A 14,518-nucleotide genomic window follows, 5' to 3' on the forward strand; every position below is an offset into this window, starting at 1 on the left:
GGGGACATGCGCCCAGGATAGTCCGCCGCCCCCGGCCGCAGTGGCCGGGGGCGGCGGTGTCCCGCGCGGTCGGGCGCGCTCAGGCGCGGTGCGCGCCGCCGTCGACGGCCGGGGTGCGGCCGGCCTCGGGAGCCGGGGCGGACGCGGCCTCGGCGGCGGGGGCGTGGCCGCGCTCGAGCTGGGCGCCCTCCACGTCCACGTCCGGCATGATCCGGTCGAGCCAGCGCGGCAGCCACCACGCCTTCTCGCCGAGCAGGTGCATCAGCGCCGGCATCAGGAGCAGGCGCACCACGAACGCGTCCAGCAGCACGCCGAAGGCCAGGCCGAAGCCCATCGGGCGGATCATCGCGTCGTGGGCGAAGATGAACCCGCCGAACACGGAGATCATGATGATCGCCGCGGCGATCACGACGGCCCGGCCCGAGCGCAGGCCGGTCAGCACGGCCTGGCGGGCGGGCAGGCCGTGGGCGTAGGCCTCGCGCATGCCGGAGGCGATGAACAGCTGGTAGTCCATGGCCAGGCCGAACAGCACGCCGATCATGATGGTCGGCAGGAAGCTGAGCACGGGGCCGGGGTTGTGGACCCCGAACACCGAGCCGAGCCAGCCCCACTGGTAGATGGCCACCACGCCGCCCATGGCGGCGAACATGGAGAGCACGAACCCGCCGGTGGCGATCAGCGGCACCAGGATCGAGCGGAACACCAGCACCATGATCAGCAGGGACAGGCCCACCACCACGCCCAGGTAGAGGGGCAGGGCGTCGGAGAGCTTCTCCGAGACGTCGATGAACCCGCTGGTCATGCCGGCCACGCCGAGGTTGGAGGCCTCGCCGGCCGGCTCGGTGGCGCGCAGCTCGCGCACCAGCTCCTCGGTGGAGACGGCGTTCGGGCCCTCCTCGGGCAGCACCTGGAACATGGTGACGGTGCGGTCCTCGTTGAAGCCCGCGGGCACCACGGCGTGCGCGTGCTCGAGGCCGGCGAGCTGCTCGCCCACCGCCAGGCGGGCGTCCTCGGCCGCGTCCTCGTCCAGGCCGGCGGGCAGGTCCACGGTCACCACGAGCGGGCCGTTGTAGCCCTCGCCGAACTTCTCGGCGGTGAGCTCGTACGCAACCTGCGAGTCGGAGCCCTCCGGCTCGGACCCGCCGTCCGGCAGGCCCAGGCGCATCGAGCCGACCGGCAGGGCCACGAGCACCAGCAGGGCGACGGCCGCCAGGGCCGAGGCGATCGCGGCCGGGGTGGACATGGTCGAGCGGCGCCCGGCGCGGCGCACGGCGGCGGAGCCCTCGGCGACGGAGGCGGGACCCTCGTCGGCGAGGCGGGCCCGCTCCTTCTTCGAGAGGATCCGCATCCCGGCCAGGGAGAGCAGGGCCGGGGTCAGGGTGACGGCCACCAGCACGGCCACGGCCACGCAGACCGCGCCCACGGTGCCCATCAGGCCCAGGAACGGGATGCCGGTGACGTTCAGGCCCACGAGGGCGACGATCACGGTGATGCCGGCAAACACCACGGCGTTGCCGGAGGTGCCGGTGGCCAGGGCGATCGACTCGTGCAGGCTCGTGCCGCGACGCAGCTCATGGCGGTGTCGGTTGACGATGAACAGCGCGTAGTCGATGCCCACGGCCAGGCCCAGCATCACCCCGAGCACCGGGGTCACGGAGATCATCTCCACGGCGGAGGAGAACGCGAGCGCCCCGGCGGCGCCCACGCCCACGCCCACCAGCGCATTGACCAGCGGCAGGCCCGCGCCCACGAGGGTGCCGAGCATGACCACCAGCACGATCGCGGCGACCACGAGGCCCACGACCTCGCCCGGGCCCAGCAGGGAGGACACGGTGGCGTTGAGCTCCTGGGAGGGATGCACGGCGACGCCGTCGATGTCCGCGCCGGTGAGGGCGCCGGTGACCGCCTCCTTGTCCTCGGCGGTCACGTCCAGGGTCGGCGTGGTGAAGGTGACGATCCCGACGGCGGTGCTGCCGTCCTCGGACACGGTGCGGAAGTCCTCCGCGAGGGCCAGGGTGCGCTCGCCGCGCTCGGCCTCGACGCGGCCGTCCTCCAGCTCGGCGCGGCCGTCGGCGAGGTCCGCCTCGGCCTGGTCCAGGCGCTCCGCGCCGGCGGCCAGCTGGGCCCGGCCGTCCTCGAGCTCGGCGACGCCGCGCTCGTACTCGGCCCGGCCCTCGTCGATCTTCTGCTGCTGCGCGTCGAGCTCGGCCTCGGCCGCGTCCAGGGCCTGCTGCCGTCCCGCGGCCACCTGCTCGCGGCCGGCCTCGAGCTCGGCCTCGGACTCCTGCAGCTGCTGCCGGCCGGCGGCGAGTCGGGCGGCGCCGTCGTCGGCCTCGGCCTGGGCGGCCGCGAGCTGTTCGGCGCCCGCGTCGGCCTCGGCCTGGGCGGCCTCCAGCTGGGCGCGGGCGGCGTCGGCCTGGTCCTGACCGGCCGCCAGCTGTGCCTCGGCGGCGGCGAGCTGCGCCTCCTGGTCGGCGAACTGCTCGGTGACCTGCTCCGCCGGGATGCCGGCGGCCTCGGCCTCGGCCAGTGCGGCGTCCCGGGCCTGCTCGAGCTCGGCGCGGCCCGCGGCCAGCTGCTCGGCCCGGGCGTCGAGCTCGGCCTGCCCGGCCTCGAGCTCGGCCCACCGGGCGTCGAGCTCGGCCTGCGCGGCCTCGAGCTCCTGACGCTGTGCGTCGAGCTTGGCCTGCCCGGCCTCGAGGCGCTCCGCCTGCTCCTCGAGCTCGGCGCGGCCGGCGTCGAGCTGCTCCTGGCCTTCGGCCACCTGCTGCTCGGCCTCCCGGAGCGGGGCCAGGGCCTCGGCCGGCAGGGCGTCCAGGCCACGCTCCTCGAGGTCGGCGCGCGCGGCGTCGAGCTTCGCCTGCCCCTCCTCCAGCTGGGCGGCGGCCTCGGCCAGGCGCTGCTCGGCCGCGTCGGCCTCGGCCGTGCGACGCTCGAGCTCGGCCCGGCCGTCCTCGATCTCCTGGCGTCCGTCCGCGAGGCGCTGCTCGCCGTCGGCCAGCTCGGTGCGGCCCTCGTCGAGCCGGGTGCGGGCGTCGTCCTGCTGGGCCTGGGCCTCGAACGGGTTCACGACGCCCTCCACGGCCGGCTGCTCGGCGACGTCGTCCAACAGGGCGGTGATCTGCTCGCGCTGGGCGTCGGTCAGGGGGGAGCCGTCCTCGGTGGTGAACACGACCTGGCCCCTGCCGCGGGAGGCCTCGGGGAACTCCTCCTTGAGGCGGTCCGTGACCTGGGCGGTGGGCGTGCCGGGGATGGTGACGGTGGAGGAGAGCGTGCCGCCGAAGGCGAGGAACCCGCCGACGGCGAGGGCCAGGGCGAGCACCCAGGCGAGGATCACGAGGAGGGGGCGGCGGGCGGCGCCGAGGCCGAGACGGTAGAGCAGTGTCGCCATGGGAAGGGGAGGTCTCCGTGCGTTGGGGTGGGACGCGGCCGGACGCGGCGCGCCGCCTCCGATGCTACACCTAAGCGGAGCGAACCGCTCCGGTCCCAGCGCGGGCGCCCAACCGGCCCGCACGCAGACCCCGACGCCCCCGGCCCCGGGCACCGCCGCCGTCAGGCGGAGGGCGGGTGCAGGACCAGGTCCGCCGCGGCGCGCGGGGCATGCCGGGCCAGGTAGTCCTCTTCCTGTGCGGCCCAGCGGTCCCAGTGTGGGGCGAAGGTCTCGCCGTCCCGGGCCAGCGCCCGCGTGCGCCGCGCGGGGGTCTCGAGCTCGAGCCACACCGCCAGGTCGAGCAGCGGTCGGGCGGCGGTGCTGAGCGCGCCCACGCCCTCGCACACCACGACGTCGGCCGGCGCGGTCCGCCGCGGCGGACCGGGGGCGGCGCGGTGCCAGTCCCACGTGGTCCAGGTCGCCGTGCCCCGCTCCCGCAGCGCGCGCACGACGGCCGGGTAGGGGCCGTCGTCGTCCACCGCCGTGGCCAGCCCGTCCCAGCCCCGGTACATGGACTCGATCTCGATCACCTCGACGCGCGCGAACGGTGCGATCCGGGCCGCGAGCGCGGCGGCGAGGACGGTCTTGCCCGACCCCGAGCGGCCGTCCAGGCCGATGAGCGCCGGTCGGGTCACGGGTCCTCCGGGGCGGGGTCCGTCAGTGCGGCGGTGGCCGCCTCGAGCACCCGCACCGCGGCCCGCAGCTCCGCGGCGGAGAACCCCTCGAGGGCGGCGCTCAGCCGCTGGGACATCGGTTCGAACGCGCGCTGTCCGTCGCGGCGGGCCGTGTCCGTGTGCTCCACCAGCACGCGCCGCCGGTCGCCCTCGTCCCGGTGGCGGCGGACGTGGCCCGCGGCGGCCAGGCGGTCCACGAGGGCGGTGGCCGAGGCCCGGGTGAGGTGCAGGTGGGCGCCGAGGTCCGAGGCCGTGACGGGCTCACCGGCCGCCGCGCGGGCCATCAGGTACGCGAGGGCTCTGAGGTCCGTGCGGTGCAGGCCGACGCCGCGGCCGGCCTCGTCGACGGCGTGCTCCGCGCTCTCGCTGAAGACGCGCAGGGCGTGGACCACGGCGAGGTGCTCCGCGGGGGCGGAGGGGGGCTGCGTGGTCATGGCCGGGAGTCTAGCCAGCCCCCATGGTTGTTTGATCATCGAACCATCCCCTACGCTCGGGGCATGCCCACCCCGCCCGACCTCTCCGCCTTCCGCACCCCCGCCGCCACGGGGCGTCCCCCTCGGGGGCTGCGGCTGGGCCTGGCCGCGGCGCTGGCCGTGGTCTGGTTCGCCGTGCTCGGCCTGGGCGGCCCCGTGTTCGGCAGGATCGGCGACGTCTCCTCGAACGACCAGGCCACCTTCCTGCCGGCGTCGGCCGAGTCCACCCGCGCGGGACAGGAGGCGGCGGCGTTCCAGGACGGCGAGGCCGTGCCCGCCGTCGTCGTGGGCCCGGCGAGCACCGCGGACCCCGCGGCCGCCTTCCCCGCGCTCGCGGACCTCGCGGGCCGGTTGGGCGAGGTGCCGGGCGTGACCGACGTCGCCGGCCCGATCCCCTCCGACGACGGCGCGGCGGTGCAGTTCCTGGCCTTCGTCGACTCCTCGGCCGGGGCCGAGCGGCCCGTGGCCGACGTGGTGGCCGACCTGCGGGAGGTCGTGGCGGACCCGGCGGCCGCCGACCCCGCCCTCGCCGGCACCGTGGCCGCGGACACCGAGTGGCACGTGGGCGGTCCGGCGGGCCTGGTCGCGGAGCTGGGCGGCGCGTTCGCGGGCATCGACGGGCTGCTGCTGCTCGTGGCGCTCGCGGTGGTGTTCGTGATCCTCGTGGCGGTCTACCGCTCCGTCCTGCTGCCGGTCCTCGTGCTCCTGACGGCCGTGGCCGCGCTCTGCGGCGCGATCGTGGCCGTCTACGGGATGGCACTGGCGGGCTGGATCCAGCTCAACGGCCAGGCCCAGGGCATCCTCTCGATCCTCGTGATCGGCGCGGCCACCGACTACTGCCTCCTGCTCGTGGCCCGGCACCGCGAGGAGCTGCTGGTCCGGGCGGACGTCGGGGAGGCGCTGCGGGCCGCCGTGCGCGGGTCCTTCGGCGCGATCACCGCGTCCGCCTCGACCGTGGCCCTCGCCCTGCTGATCCTGATGGCCTCGGACCTCAACTCGACGCGCTCCCTCGGCCCCGTGGCCGCCACGGGTGTGGCGTTCGCGTGGCTCGCCGCCCTGACCCTGCTGCCGGCGCTGCTGCGGCTGACCGGGCGTGCCGCCTTCTGGCCCACGATCCCGTCCCCCGAGCGCGCTCGCCGTCGCGCGCAGCGCAGAGCCGCCCGGGGCCGGGCCTTCACCCCGCCGCTCGACGGCGCGGGCCGACCCGTCGCCGGCCTCGAGGAGGACCACGGGGTGTGGACGCGGGTGGGCGCCGTCGTCGCGCGCCGGCCCCGTCTCGTCTGGGTCGCCACGACGGTCGTGCTCCTCGCCCTCTGCGGCGGTCTGCTGCAGCTGCGCGCGGACGGCGTCGCCCAGGAGGACGTGCTGCTCGGCGACTCCGACGCCCGGCAGGCCCAGGCCCTGCTGAGCGAGCACTTCGACGCCGGCGCGGGCGCCCCCGCCCAGATCCTCGCCCCGGCCGGGGACGCGGAGGCGGTGCTCGCCGCCGTCACGGAGGACCCCGGCGTGGCCGAGGCCGCGGTCACCACGGACGCCCCCGAGGCCGCCGCGGGCCCACCCCCGGGCGTGACCGACGCGGAGGGCGGGACGGGCGCCGCGTCCGCGCCGGAGCCGCAGCCCCGCGTGGTGGACGGCCGCGTGCTGGTCTCTGCCACCCTGGCGGACCCGGGCGAGTCCCTCGCCGCGCAGCAGACCGTGGCCCGCCTGCGCGACCGGCTCGCGGACCTGCCCACCTCGGGCGAGATCCTCGTGGGCGGCCCGGCGGCCCAGGCGCTGGACACGAACGTCACCACGCAGCGCGACCTGCGGGTCGTCATCCCGCTGATCCTCGCGATGCTGCTGGTCATCCTCGCGGTGCTGCTGCGCTCGCTCCTGGCACCCGTGCTGCTCGTGGCGGCCACCGTGGTCAGCTTCGGTGCGGCCCTGGGCGTCTCGGCCCTCGTGTTCCGGCACGTGTTCGGCTTCGAGGACGCCGACCCCACCGTGCCGCTGTACGGCTTCGTCTTCCTCGTGGCGCTCGGGATCGACTACACGATCTTCCTGATGACCCGGGCGCGGGAGGAGACCCCGCGGCACGGCACGCGGGCGGGCGTGCTGCGCGCCCTCACCGTCACGGGCGGGGTCATCACCTCGGCCGGCGTCGTGCTGGCGGCCACCTTCGCCGCGCTCGCGGTGATCCCGCTGATGTTCATGGTGCAGTTGGCATTCATCGTCGCGTTCGGCGTGCTGCTGGACACACTGGTGGTGCGCACGCTGCTGATCCCCGCGCTCGTCCGGGACATCGGCCCGCGCGTCTGGTGGCCGGCGCGGGCCGCCTGAGCCCGGACGGCGACGGAGGGCCCGACCGGCGGTGCGGTCGGGCCCTCCGTGCACGCGGGCGCCTCAGGGGCGCGCGGTCACTTCTTCTTGGCCTTCTTGGCGTCCGACTTCTTCGTGCGCGCGCCCTTCGGGGCGGGCGCGGCCTGCTCGTCCTTCACCCGGCCCGCGGCGGCGGCCTCCGTGGCCGCACCCGCGCTGCTCAGGCGGCCGTCGTCCGTGGTCAGGAAGGAGCGCATGAACCACTGGAACAGCTCGAGCTGGGCCACCTGGTCGATGAGGATGTCCTGGGTGACCGGGTCGAGGTCCTCGGTGGCGTCGATCGCGGCGCGGTGATCCGTCACGACGCCGTCGTAGACGAGGTCCAGCGCGGCCAGGTGCTCCAGGGTCGTCGCGCGGCCCAGCGTGTAGTCGTCCCACGTGCGGGCGGCCACGAGGGCGCCCGGGGTGCCGGCGGGGGAGACGCCGAGGGTGGCGATGCGCTCGGCGATGACGTCCACCATCGCGCGGACCAGCTCGATCTGTGGGTCGAGCATCTCGTGCACGCCGATGAAGCCCGGACCCACGACGTTCCAGTGGGCGTGCTTCAGGGTGAGCTGCAGGTCGTTGAGGGCGTGCAGGCGGCCCTGGAGGATCTCGGCGGTGCGGCGGCCCGTGCTCAGGGACAGGCCCGGGACGGTGTACTCGGCGGCGTTCTGCTCGGCCATGGTGGTGCTCCTTCTCCGTCGGGACGGGCGCGCCGTCGGCGACGCCCCGTGTTCCGCCATTCAACCGCGCGAGACCCGCGCGCTTCCAGGGCCCGGCGCCTGCACCGGGACGGATCAGGGATGGACCCGGGCCCCGGGAATGGATCGCGGACGGCCCGCGTTGACCCTCGCAGAAGCAGAAGTGAGTGAAGTCGACTCAGGTTCACTTGACAGTCCACCGCCCCGGTGGCAACCTGAGTCATGAAGGCTCAAGTCCCTGCGGCGCCGGTGCCCCGGCCCGCGGGTCCGGCCCCCGCTTCACCGTCAGACAGGAAGGACCCCATCATGTCCCGTGCAGTCGGCATCGACCTCGGCACCACCAACTCCGTCGTCGCCGCCCTCGAGGGTGGCGACCCGGTCGTCATCGCGAACGCCGAGGGCGCCCGCACCACCCCGTCCGTCGTCGCGTTCTCCAAGGGCGGGGACGTCCTGGTCGGCGAGGTCGCCAAGCGCCAGGCCGTCAACAACCCCGAGCGCACCTTCGCGTCCGTCAAGCGCCACATGGGCACCGACTGGACCACCGAGGTGGACGGCAAGAAGTACACCCCGCAGGAGATCTCGGCCCGCACGCTGATGAAGCTCAAGCACGACGCCGAGGAGTACCTGGGTGAGAAGGTCACCGACGCGGTGATCACCGTGCCCGCCTACTTCAACGACGCCGAGCGCCAGGCCACCAAGGAGGCCGGCGAGATCGCGGGCCTGAACGTCACCCGTATCATCAACGAGCCCACCGCGGCCGCGCTGGCCTACGGCCTGGAGAAGGGCAAGGAGGACGAGCTCATCCTGGTCTTCGACCTGGGCGGCGGCACCTTCGACGTGTCCCTGCTCGAGGTCGCCAAGGACGAGGACGACTTCGCCACCATCCAGGTGCGCGCCACCGCCGGCGACAACCGCCTCGGCGGCGACGACTGGGATCAGCGGATCGTGGACTGGCTGCTCCAGCAGGCCAAGTCCAAGGGCGCGGACCTGTCCAAGGACAAGATCGCCCTGCAGCGTCTGAAGGAGGCCGCGGAGCAGGCCAAGAAGGAGCTCTCCTCGGCCACCTCCACCAGCATCTCGCTGCAGTACCTGTCCGTGACCCCCGAGGGCCCGGTGCATCTGGACGAGCACCTGTCCCGCGCCAAGTTCCAGGACCTCACCAAGGACCTGCTCGAGCGCACCCGCAAGCCGTTCGAGGACGTCATCAAGGAGGCCGGCGTCAAGGTCTCCGACATCGACCACGTGATCCTCGTCGGCGGCTCCACCCGCATGCCCGCCGTCTCCGACCTGGTGAAGGAGCTGACCGGCGGCAAGGAGCCCAACAAGGGCGTGAACCCGGACGAGGTCGTCGCCATCGGCGCGGCGGTGCAGGCGGGCGTGCTCGCCGGTGAGCGCAAGGACGTGCTCCTGATCGACGTGACCCCGCTGTCGCTGGGCATCGAGACCAAGGGCGGCGTGATGGCCAAGCTCATCGAGCGCAACACGGCCATCCCGACCAAGCGCTCCGAGACGTTCACCACGGCCGAGGACAACCAGCCCTCCGTGTCCATCCAGGTCTTCCAGGGCGAGCGCGAGTTCACCCGGGACAACAAGGCGCTGGGGACCTTCGAGCTGACCGGCATCGCCCCGGCCCCGCGCGGCATGCCCCAGATCGAGGTCACGTTCGACATCGACGCGAACGGCATCGTGCACGTCTCCGCGAAGGACAAGGGCACCGGCACCGAGCAGTCGATGACCATCACGGGCGGCTCCTCGCTGTCCAAGGAGGACATCGACCGCATGGTCAAGGACGCCGAGGCCCACGCGGACGAGGACAAGAAGCGCCGCGAGGCCGCCGAGCGCCGCAACCAGGCGGAGCAGTCCGCCTACTCCGTTGAGAGGCTCCTGCAGGACAACGGCGACAAGCTGCCCGAGGACGTCAAGACCGAGGTGCAGGCCGACGTCGACGCCCTGAAGGCCGCCCTGGAGAAGCAGGACAACGACGACGAGGTCGCCGCCGCGTTCGAGAAGCTCCAGGCCTCCCAGGTCAAGATCGGCGAGGCCCTCTACGCCCAGCAGGGCGCGGAGTCGGCCGACGCCGGCGCCGAGTCCGCCGCCCCGCAGGGCGACGATGAGGACATCGTCGACGCCGAGGTGGTCGACGAGGACGACGAGAAGAAGGCCTGACACCCCGGGGCCGGGGCGGGCGTCCACGCCCGCCCCGCCCGGAGGCCCACGACGCCGGCGGGCCGGCCCGGCAGCGCCCCTGCCGGGCCAGCCCGCCGGCCTTCCCGCACCACCCCCGCGCGGCGGACCCGCCGCGCCCACCCGCTTCGAAAGGACACACCATGAGCGCCGACCAGCAGCGTCCGCACGGCTCCTCCGACGCCGAGCGCGGCTCCGAGGAGGAGCCCATCGTGTTCAACGACCGTCGCCGCATCGACCCCGAGACCGGTGAGCCCCGTGTCTCCGCTGAGAGCGCGGCCGAGCAGGCCGAGGACGGCGACGCCCTCGCCCAGGCCGAGCGCATCCTCGACGAGGCCGGCGCGGAGGCCGGGACCGAGGCGCCGCAGCCCGCGGCCTCGGACCGCGAGGCCGAGCTCGAGACCGACCTGCGACGTCTGCAGGCCGAGTTCGTGAACTACAAGCGTCGCGTGGACCGCGACCGCGACCTGGCCAGGGACGCCGGCGTGCTCAAGGCCGTCACCGCGCTGCTGCCGGTGCTCGACGACATCGACGCCGCCCGCGCCGCCGGCGACCTGACGGACGGCCCGTTCGCCGCCATCGCGACCAAGCTCGACACCGTCCTGGCCGGCCTCGGCCTCGAGCGCCACGACCAGGCGGCGCTGGCCGGCGTCGAGTTCGACCCGGCCCTGCACGAGGCCGTGATGCGCCAGCCGCACGCGGAGGTGCCCGCGGACCACGTGGTCCAGGTCTTCCGCAACGGCTACGTCCGGGACGGCCGCGTGCTGCGCGCCGCCCAGGTGATGGTCTCCGCCGGAGACGAGTGACCCCGTCGGCCGGCGGCCCACCCCGCCGCCGGCCGACCCCCTGACCGATGCACACGAGAGGAGGCACCATGGCCTCGCAGGATTGGATGGACAAGGACTTCTACGCGACCCTGGGGGTGTCCAAGGACGCCTCCGATGCGGATGTGAAGAAGGCCTACCGCAAGCTCGCCCGCACCCACCACCCGGACCAGAACCCCGGGGACGAGGCGGCCGAGAAGAAGTTCAAGGAGATCTCGGAGGCGTACGCCGTCCTGAGCGACCCCCAGGAGCGCCAGGAGTACGACGCGATCCGCGCGATGGGCGGCGGCGCCCGGTTCTCCGCCCCGGGCGGTGCCGGCGGCGGCGGCTTCGAGGACGTCTTCGGCGGCATGTTCGGCGGCGGGGGCGGCCCCCGCACCACGCAGTCCGGGCCCGACCTGTCGGACCTGTTCAGCGGGATGTTCGGCGGCGCCGCCGGCCAGACCGGCGGCTTCGGCCCCGGCGGCTTCGGTGACGCCGGCTACGCGCGGCCGCGCCCCACGAAGGGCGCGGACCGCACCGCCACCACCACGATCTCCTTCCGCGGCTCGATCCAGGGCACCACGGTGTCCCTGCGCGGCCCGGACGGCGAGACGATCGAGGTGAAGATCCCGAAGGGCATCCGCGACGGCCAGAAGGTCCGTGCCCGCGGCAAGGGCTCGCCCGGCCCGGCCGGCCGCGGCGACCTGCTGGTCACCGTGCACGTGCGCGAGCACGAGTTCTTCCGCCGGGACGGGGACGACCTGCGGATCACCGTGCCGATCACCTTCCCCGAGGCCGCCCTCGGCGCCACGATCGAGGTGCCGACGCTGGAGCGCCCCGTGAAGGTGAAGGTGCCGGCGGGCTCCCAGTGTGGCCGCGTGCTGCGCCTGAAGGGCCGCGGTGTCGAGCGCGGGAAGACGACGGGTGACCTGCTCGTGGAGCTGCGCGTCACCGTGCCCACCACGCTCAACGACGACGCCCGCGCCGCCGTCGAGGCCCTGCAGTCCGCCACGGCCGGCGACGATCCGCGGCGGGAGCTGGCCCGGAGGGCAGCCTGGTGAGCGCCCGCGACGGCGCCGCCCGTGCGGACCGGGGCCGCGAGGGGGGTCCCGACCGGCACGCCCCGGTCTTCGTGATCTCCGTGGCCGCCGAGATGGCGGACATGCATCCGCAGACCCTGCGCCAGTACGACCGGCTCGGCCTCGTGGTCCCCGCCCGCCAGGACGGACGGCACCGCCGCTACTCCCTCGCCGACGTCGAGCGGCTGCAGACCGTGCAGACCCTGAGCCGCGAAGGTATCTCGCTGGAGGGCATCCGCCGCGTGATCGCGCTGCAGCGCGAGGTCGAGCAGCTGCAGGACACCGTGGTCGAGCTGGCTGCCCAGGTGGACCGCCTCCACCACGCCTCCCGCCTGGCCCGCGTCTTCACCGTGGGCTCCGGCGGTGACGTCTCGGCCCGCTACGCCGACCGGATGGCCGTCCGCCGTCACGCCGCGGCACGGGCCGGGGCGGACACCGCGGGCGAGGCCTGCCCGAGCGGCCTGCGGAGGCTGCCCTCCGGCGTCGCAGGCCTCCGACGGGTGCCCACGTGGCAGTCCGAGCAGGACTGAGCCGGGCGTCGTTCGGGGCGGCCGCGCGGTCCCGCGTGCAGGAGCGGCTGCGCGCCGACATGGCCCGGCGCGACGGCCTCGGCCGGCAGGCCCGGAGCGCCCTGGACGGGATCGTCCACGCCCTCAAGCCGGAGGGCATGGACCCGCACCTGCCCGCCCGGCATCTGCTGGACTACGTCCTCGAGGGCCCGGACGGGCCGCGCGCGGTGGTCGCCGCGGGGGACCCCGCGACCGCCACCCACCTGACCTGGCTCGTCTCCGGCATGGGCATCCGCCCCCAGACGGCCATGTGGGGGACGGCCCGGGAGGCCGCCCACCTCGCCGCCGCCCAGCGCGCCGCCGGCGCACCCCGCCCCGTCGTCATCGGGTGGCTCGGCTACCCCGCACCCACGCCCTGGCGGGTGGTGCTCGACGGCCCCGGCCGGCGCGGCGGCGCGATGCTCGCCGCGGATGTGCGGGCCTGGTGGGAGTTCCTGCGCCACGGGCCGGGGGAGGACGACGATGTCGCCCCGGCCCTGCGCGCCCGCGGGACCGCCGTGCACGGGGCCGTGGAGGCCCACTCGTACGGCTCGCTCGTGGCCGCGCACGCCCTGCGCCTGCTCGCGGACCGGGGCCTGCAGCCCGACGACGCGGAGGCCCCGTGGCCGGCCGAGCGTCCCGTCGAGGCCCTCGTGGTCTCGGGCACGGTCGGCCTGCCCGCCGCCCTGGCGGCCCGGGCCGCGCACCTCGGCCTGCGGTCCGGACGGACGTTCCGTGCCCTGGCCCCGGGCGACCTCCTCGCCCGGGTCGGCCGCACGGTGGGCCGACGTCGAGACTGGACGGACGCCGCCGCGCTGCCGGTGGCCCCGCGGCCCGGTCTGGCGGGGGCCGCCGTCCGCGGCCACCAGACGGCCCGCTGGTCGCCGACGGCCCCCGAGGACGCCCCGAGGGGCTACCGGGACGTCGGGTCCGTGACGCTCGCGGCGACCGCCCGGGTGACCGCCGGCCTGCCGCTGCCGCCCGTCCCGGACGGTGCCGACCCGGCCGGGCCGGTCGCCCCGGCCTGAGCGACCCCGTCGGGCCCCGTGCTCAGCGCCGGCGGTACGCCAGGTCGAACACGAGGCGCCCGGCCCGCTGGGACTTCGCCTCGAAGCTCGTGATCGGTCGGCCCTCGAACCGGGGCGCCCAGCCGCCGTCGTGGTCCACGGGGTCCGCGGCCGCCGCGCCGGCCCGTGCCTCGCCCAGGCCGGCCCGCAGCGGGCGCTCCTCCTCGGCCGCGCTCTCCCAGCCCGAGGGCAGCGGCTGGGCACCCACCTCGGTCTCCCTGCCCTCGCGGCGCACCCGCGTGAGCGGGGAGTCCTCGCCCGCGGCGCGCCCGGGGAAGAGGTTCTCGAACCCCGGGTGCGCCTCGAGCACCTCGCGCATCTGCACGGCGTAGCCCGACCAGTCCGTCGCCAGCCGCAGCACCCCGCCGGGGGCGAGCACCCGCGCCACGCGATCGGCGAAGGCGGGGGAGACCAAACGGCGTTTGTGGTGCCGCTTCTTGTGCCACGGGTCCGGGAAGAACACCCACACCTCGGAGACTGAGCCGGGCGTGAGCAGGGCGTCCAGCAGCTCGGGCGCGTTGGCCTCCACGGCGCGGACGTTCTCCAGGCCCTGCTGCTCCACGCGCGTCATGAGCGCGGCCAGGCCGGGCACGTAGACCTCGACGGCGAGCACGTTCCAGTCCGGCCGGTCGGCGGCGGCCTGCGCCGTGGACTCGCCCAGCCCGGAGCCGATGTCCACCAGCAGGGGAGCCTCGCGCCCGAACACCCCCGCCCAGTCCAGTCGGGCCCGGGCGTCCACCGAGGTGGCGCCGCGGCCGCGGGGCACGTCCACGAGGATTCGCTCCGCCTGGCGGTCCCACACCGCCTGTCGCCCCGCGTTCAGGCGCGCGCCGCGCCGGACGAAGGAGACCGGCTCCCGTCGGACGAGGGCGGGGTCCTTGTCCCGATTGTGGTCGTGCGCGTGGACGCGCTCGGCGGGCGGCGGCACGGCGTCGGGGCCGGGTGCGTCCGGGCAGGGGCGGGGCAGGTGCTCAGTCATCGCCCCGATCCTGCCACGGCCGCGCGTCGACGGTGCAGACCGCGGCCGACGACGGCGCCCGGCGCCGGGGTCAGGGGGTGCTGCTGGAGCGGTCCCCCGACGTGGGCGACGCGGACGCGGAGGCCGTGGTGGCGGTCGGCTCGGGTGCGGACTCGGTCGGGTCCGGCGCAGGGTCCGTGGCCGGCGCGCTCGTGGACGGACCGGACGGGCTCGGGGACGTCGGGGTCGGCGTCGCGG

12 protein-coding genes are annotated in these 14,518 nt (G+C 75.4%); 7 read left to right on the forward strand and 5 right to left on the reverse strand.

Annotated features, from left to right (window positions below; translation table 11 throughout):
• Positions 1 to 79: 79 nt before the first annotated feature.
• The 3 genes from QL983_RS06515 to QL983_RS06525 form a co-directional block, all read right to left on the reverse strand.
• Positions 80 to 3,391, reverse strand: a complete 3,312-nt coding sequence (locus QL983_RS06515; protein ID WP_036317217.1) for an MMPL family transporter — start codon at positions 3,389 to 3,391, stop codon at positions 80 to 82.
• 161 nt (positions 3,392 to 3,552) lie between these two features.
• The gene (locus QL983_RS06520) at positions 3,553 to 4,065 is read right to left on the reverse strand and encodes a hypothetical protein (protein WP_119217822.1); all 513 of its coding nucleotides are present in this window, start codon (positions 4,063 to 4,065) and stop codon (positions 3,553 to 3,555) included.
• Complete coding sequence (locus QL983_RS06525; protein ID WP_036317223.1) at positions 4,062 to 4,538, reverse strand: MarR family transcriptional regulator; 477 nt, start codon at positions 4,536 to 4,538, stop codon at positions 4,062 to 4,064. The genes QL983_RS06520 and QL983_RS06525 overlap by 4 nt, the downstream gene beginning before the upstream one ends.
• Positions 4,539 to 4,601: 63 nt before the next feature.
• Between QL983_RS06525 and QL983_RS06530 the strand changes: the two genes are divergently transcribed.
• Positions 4,602 to 6,896: an MMPL family transporter gene (locus tag QL983_RS06530; protein ID WP_290151925.1), complete on the forward strand. Its 2,295-nt coding sequence runs from the start codon at positions 4,602 to 4,604 to the stop codon at positions 6,894 to 6,896.
• 77 nt (positions 6,897 to 6,973) lie between these two features.
• Here QL983_RS06530 and QL983_RS06535 read toward each other — a convergent pair whose 3' ends face one another.
• The gene (locus QL983_RS06535) at positions 6,974 to 7,600 is read right to left on the reverse strand and encodes a DNA starvation/stationary phase protection protein (protein WP_290151926.1); all 627 of its coding nucleotides are present in this window, start codon (positions 7,598 to 7,600) and stop codon (positions 6,974 to 6,976) included.
• Positions 7,601 to 7,924: 324 nt separating this feature from the next.
• Between QL983_RS06535 and dnaK the strand changes: the two genes are divergently transcribed.
• From dnaK to QL983_RS06560, 5 genes are all read left to right on the forward strand, one after another.
• Positions 7,925 to 9,784, forward strand: a complete 1,860-nt coding sequence (gene dnaK / locus QL983_RS06540; protein WP_144918897.1) for a molecular chaperone DnaK — start codon at positions 7,925 to 7,927, stop codon at positions 9,782 to 9,784.
• 161 nt (positions 9,785 to 9,945) lie between these two features.
• A complete protein-coding gene (locus QL983_RS06545) occupies positions 9,946 to 10,608 on the forward strand; it encodes a nucleotide exchange factor GrpE (RefSeq protein ID WP_036383663.1) in 663 nt (220 codons plus the stop codon).
• Positions 10,609 to 10,676: 68 nt separating this feature from the next.
• Positions 10,677 to 11,669: a DnaJ C-terminal domain-containing protein gene (locus tag QL983_RS06550; RefSeq protein WP_036383665.1), complete on the forward strand. Its 993-nt coding sequence runs from the start codon at positions 10,677 to 10,679 to the stop codon at positions 11,667 to 11,669.
• Positions 11,666 to 12,217, forward strand: a complete 552-nt coding sequence (locus tag QL983_RS06555) for a MerR family transcriptional regulator (protein WP_020626477.1) — start codon at positions 11,666 to 11,668, stop codon at positions 12,215 to 12,217. Before QL983_RS06550 ends, QL983_RS06555 begins: the two co-directional genes overlap by 4 nt.
• Positions 12,196 to 13,263, forward strand: a complete 1,068-nt coding sequence (locus tag QL983_RS06560) for an alpha/beta hydrolase (protein WP_256598135.1) — start codon at positions 12,196 to 12,198, stop codon at positions 13,261 to 13,263. Before QL983_RS06555 ends, QL983_RS06560 begins: the two co-directional genes overlap by 22 nt.
• Before the next feature lie 22 nt (positions 13,264 to 13,285).
• On the opposite strand, the gene trmB is transcribed toward QL983_RS06560, so the two are convergent.
• The gene (gene trmB / locus QL983_RS06565) at positions 13,286 to 14,281 is read right to left on the reverse strand and encodes a tRNA (guanosine(46)-N7)-methyltransferase TrmB (RefSeq protein WP_290151934.1); all 996 of its coding nucleotides are present in this window, start codon (positions 14,279 to 14,281) and stop codon (positions 13,286 to 13,288) included.
• A 32-nt stretch (positions 14,282 to 14,313) separates the two neighbouring features.
• On the opposite strand from trmB, the gene QL983_RS06570 reads away from it, so the two are divergent.
• Positions 14,314 to 14,518 (forward strand): hypothetical protein (locus tag QL983_RS06570; protein ID WP_290151936.1); only part of this gene is annotated, 205 nt, incomplete at its 3' end.

The organism is Micrococcus sp. APC 4021 (assembly GCF_030407635.1).
GTDB classification, from domain to species: Bacteria; Actinomycetota; Actinomycetes; order Actinomycetales; family Micrococcaceae; genus Micrococcus; species Micrococcus luteus.

Coding starts and splice junctions, on each gene's coding strand:
- QL983_RS06550 (WP_036383665.1), top strand. CDS start 10,677: ATGGCCTCGCAGGATTGGATGGACAAGGACTTCTACGCGACCCTGGGG.
- trmB (WP_290151934.1), bottom strand. CDS start 14,281: ATGACTGAGCACCTGCCCCGCCCCTGCCCGGACGCACCCGGCCCCGAC.
- QL983_RS06515 (WP_036317217.1), bottom strand. CDS start 3,391: ATGGCGACACTGCTCTACCGTCTCGGCCTCGGCGCCGCCCGCCGCCCC.
- QL983_RS06530 (WP_290151925.1), top strand. CDS start 4,602: ATGCCCACCCCGCCCGACCTCTCCGCCTTCCGCACCCCCGCCGCCACG.
- QL983_RS06535 (WP_290151926.1), bottom strand. CDS start 7,600: ATGGCCGAGCAGAACGCCGCCGAGTACACCGTCCCGGGCCTGTCCCTG.
- QL983_RS06545 (WP_036383663.1), top strand. CDS start 9,946: ATGAGCGCCGACCAGCAGCGTCCGCACGGCTCCTCCGACGCCGAGCGC.
- QL983_RS06525 (WP_036317223.1), bottom strand. CDS start 4,538: ATGACCACGCAGCCCCCCTCCGCCCCCGCGGAGCACCTCGCCGTGGTC.
- dnaK (WP_144918897.1), top strand. CDS start 7,925: ATGTCCCGTGCAGTCGGCATCGACCTCGGCACCACCAACTCCGTCGTC.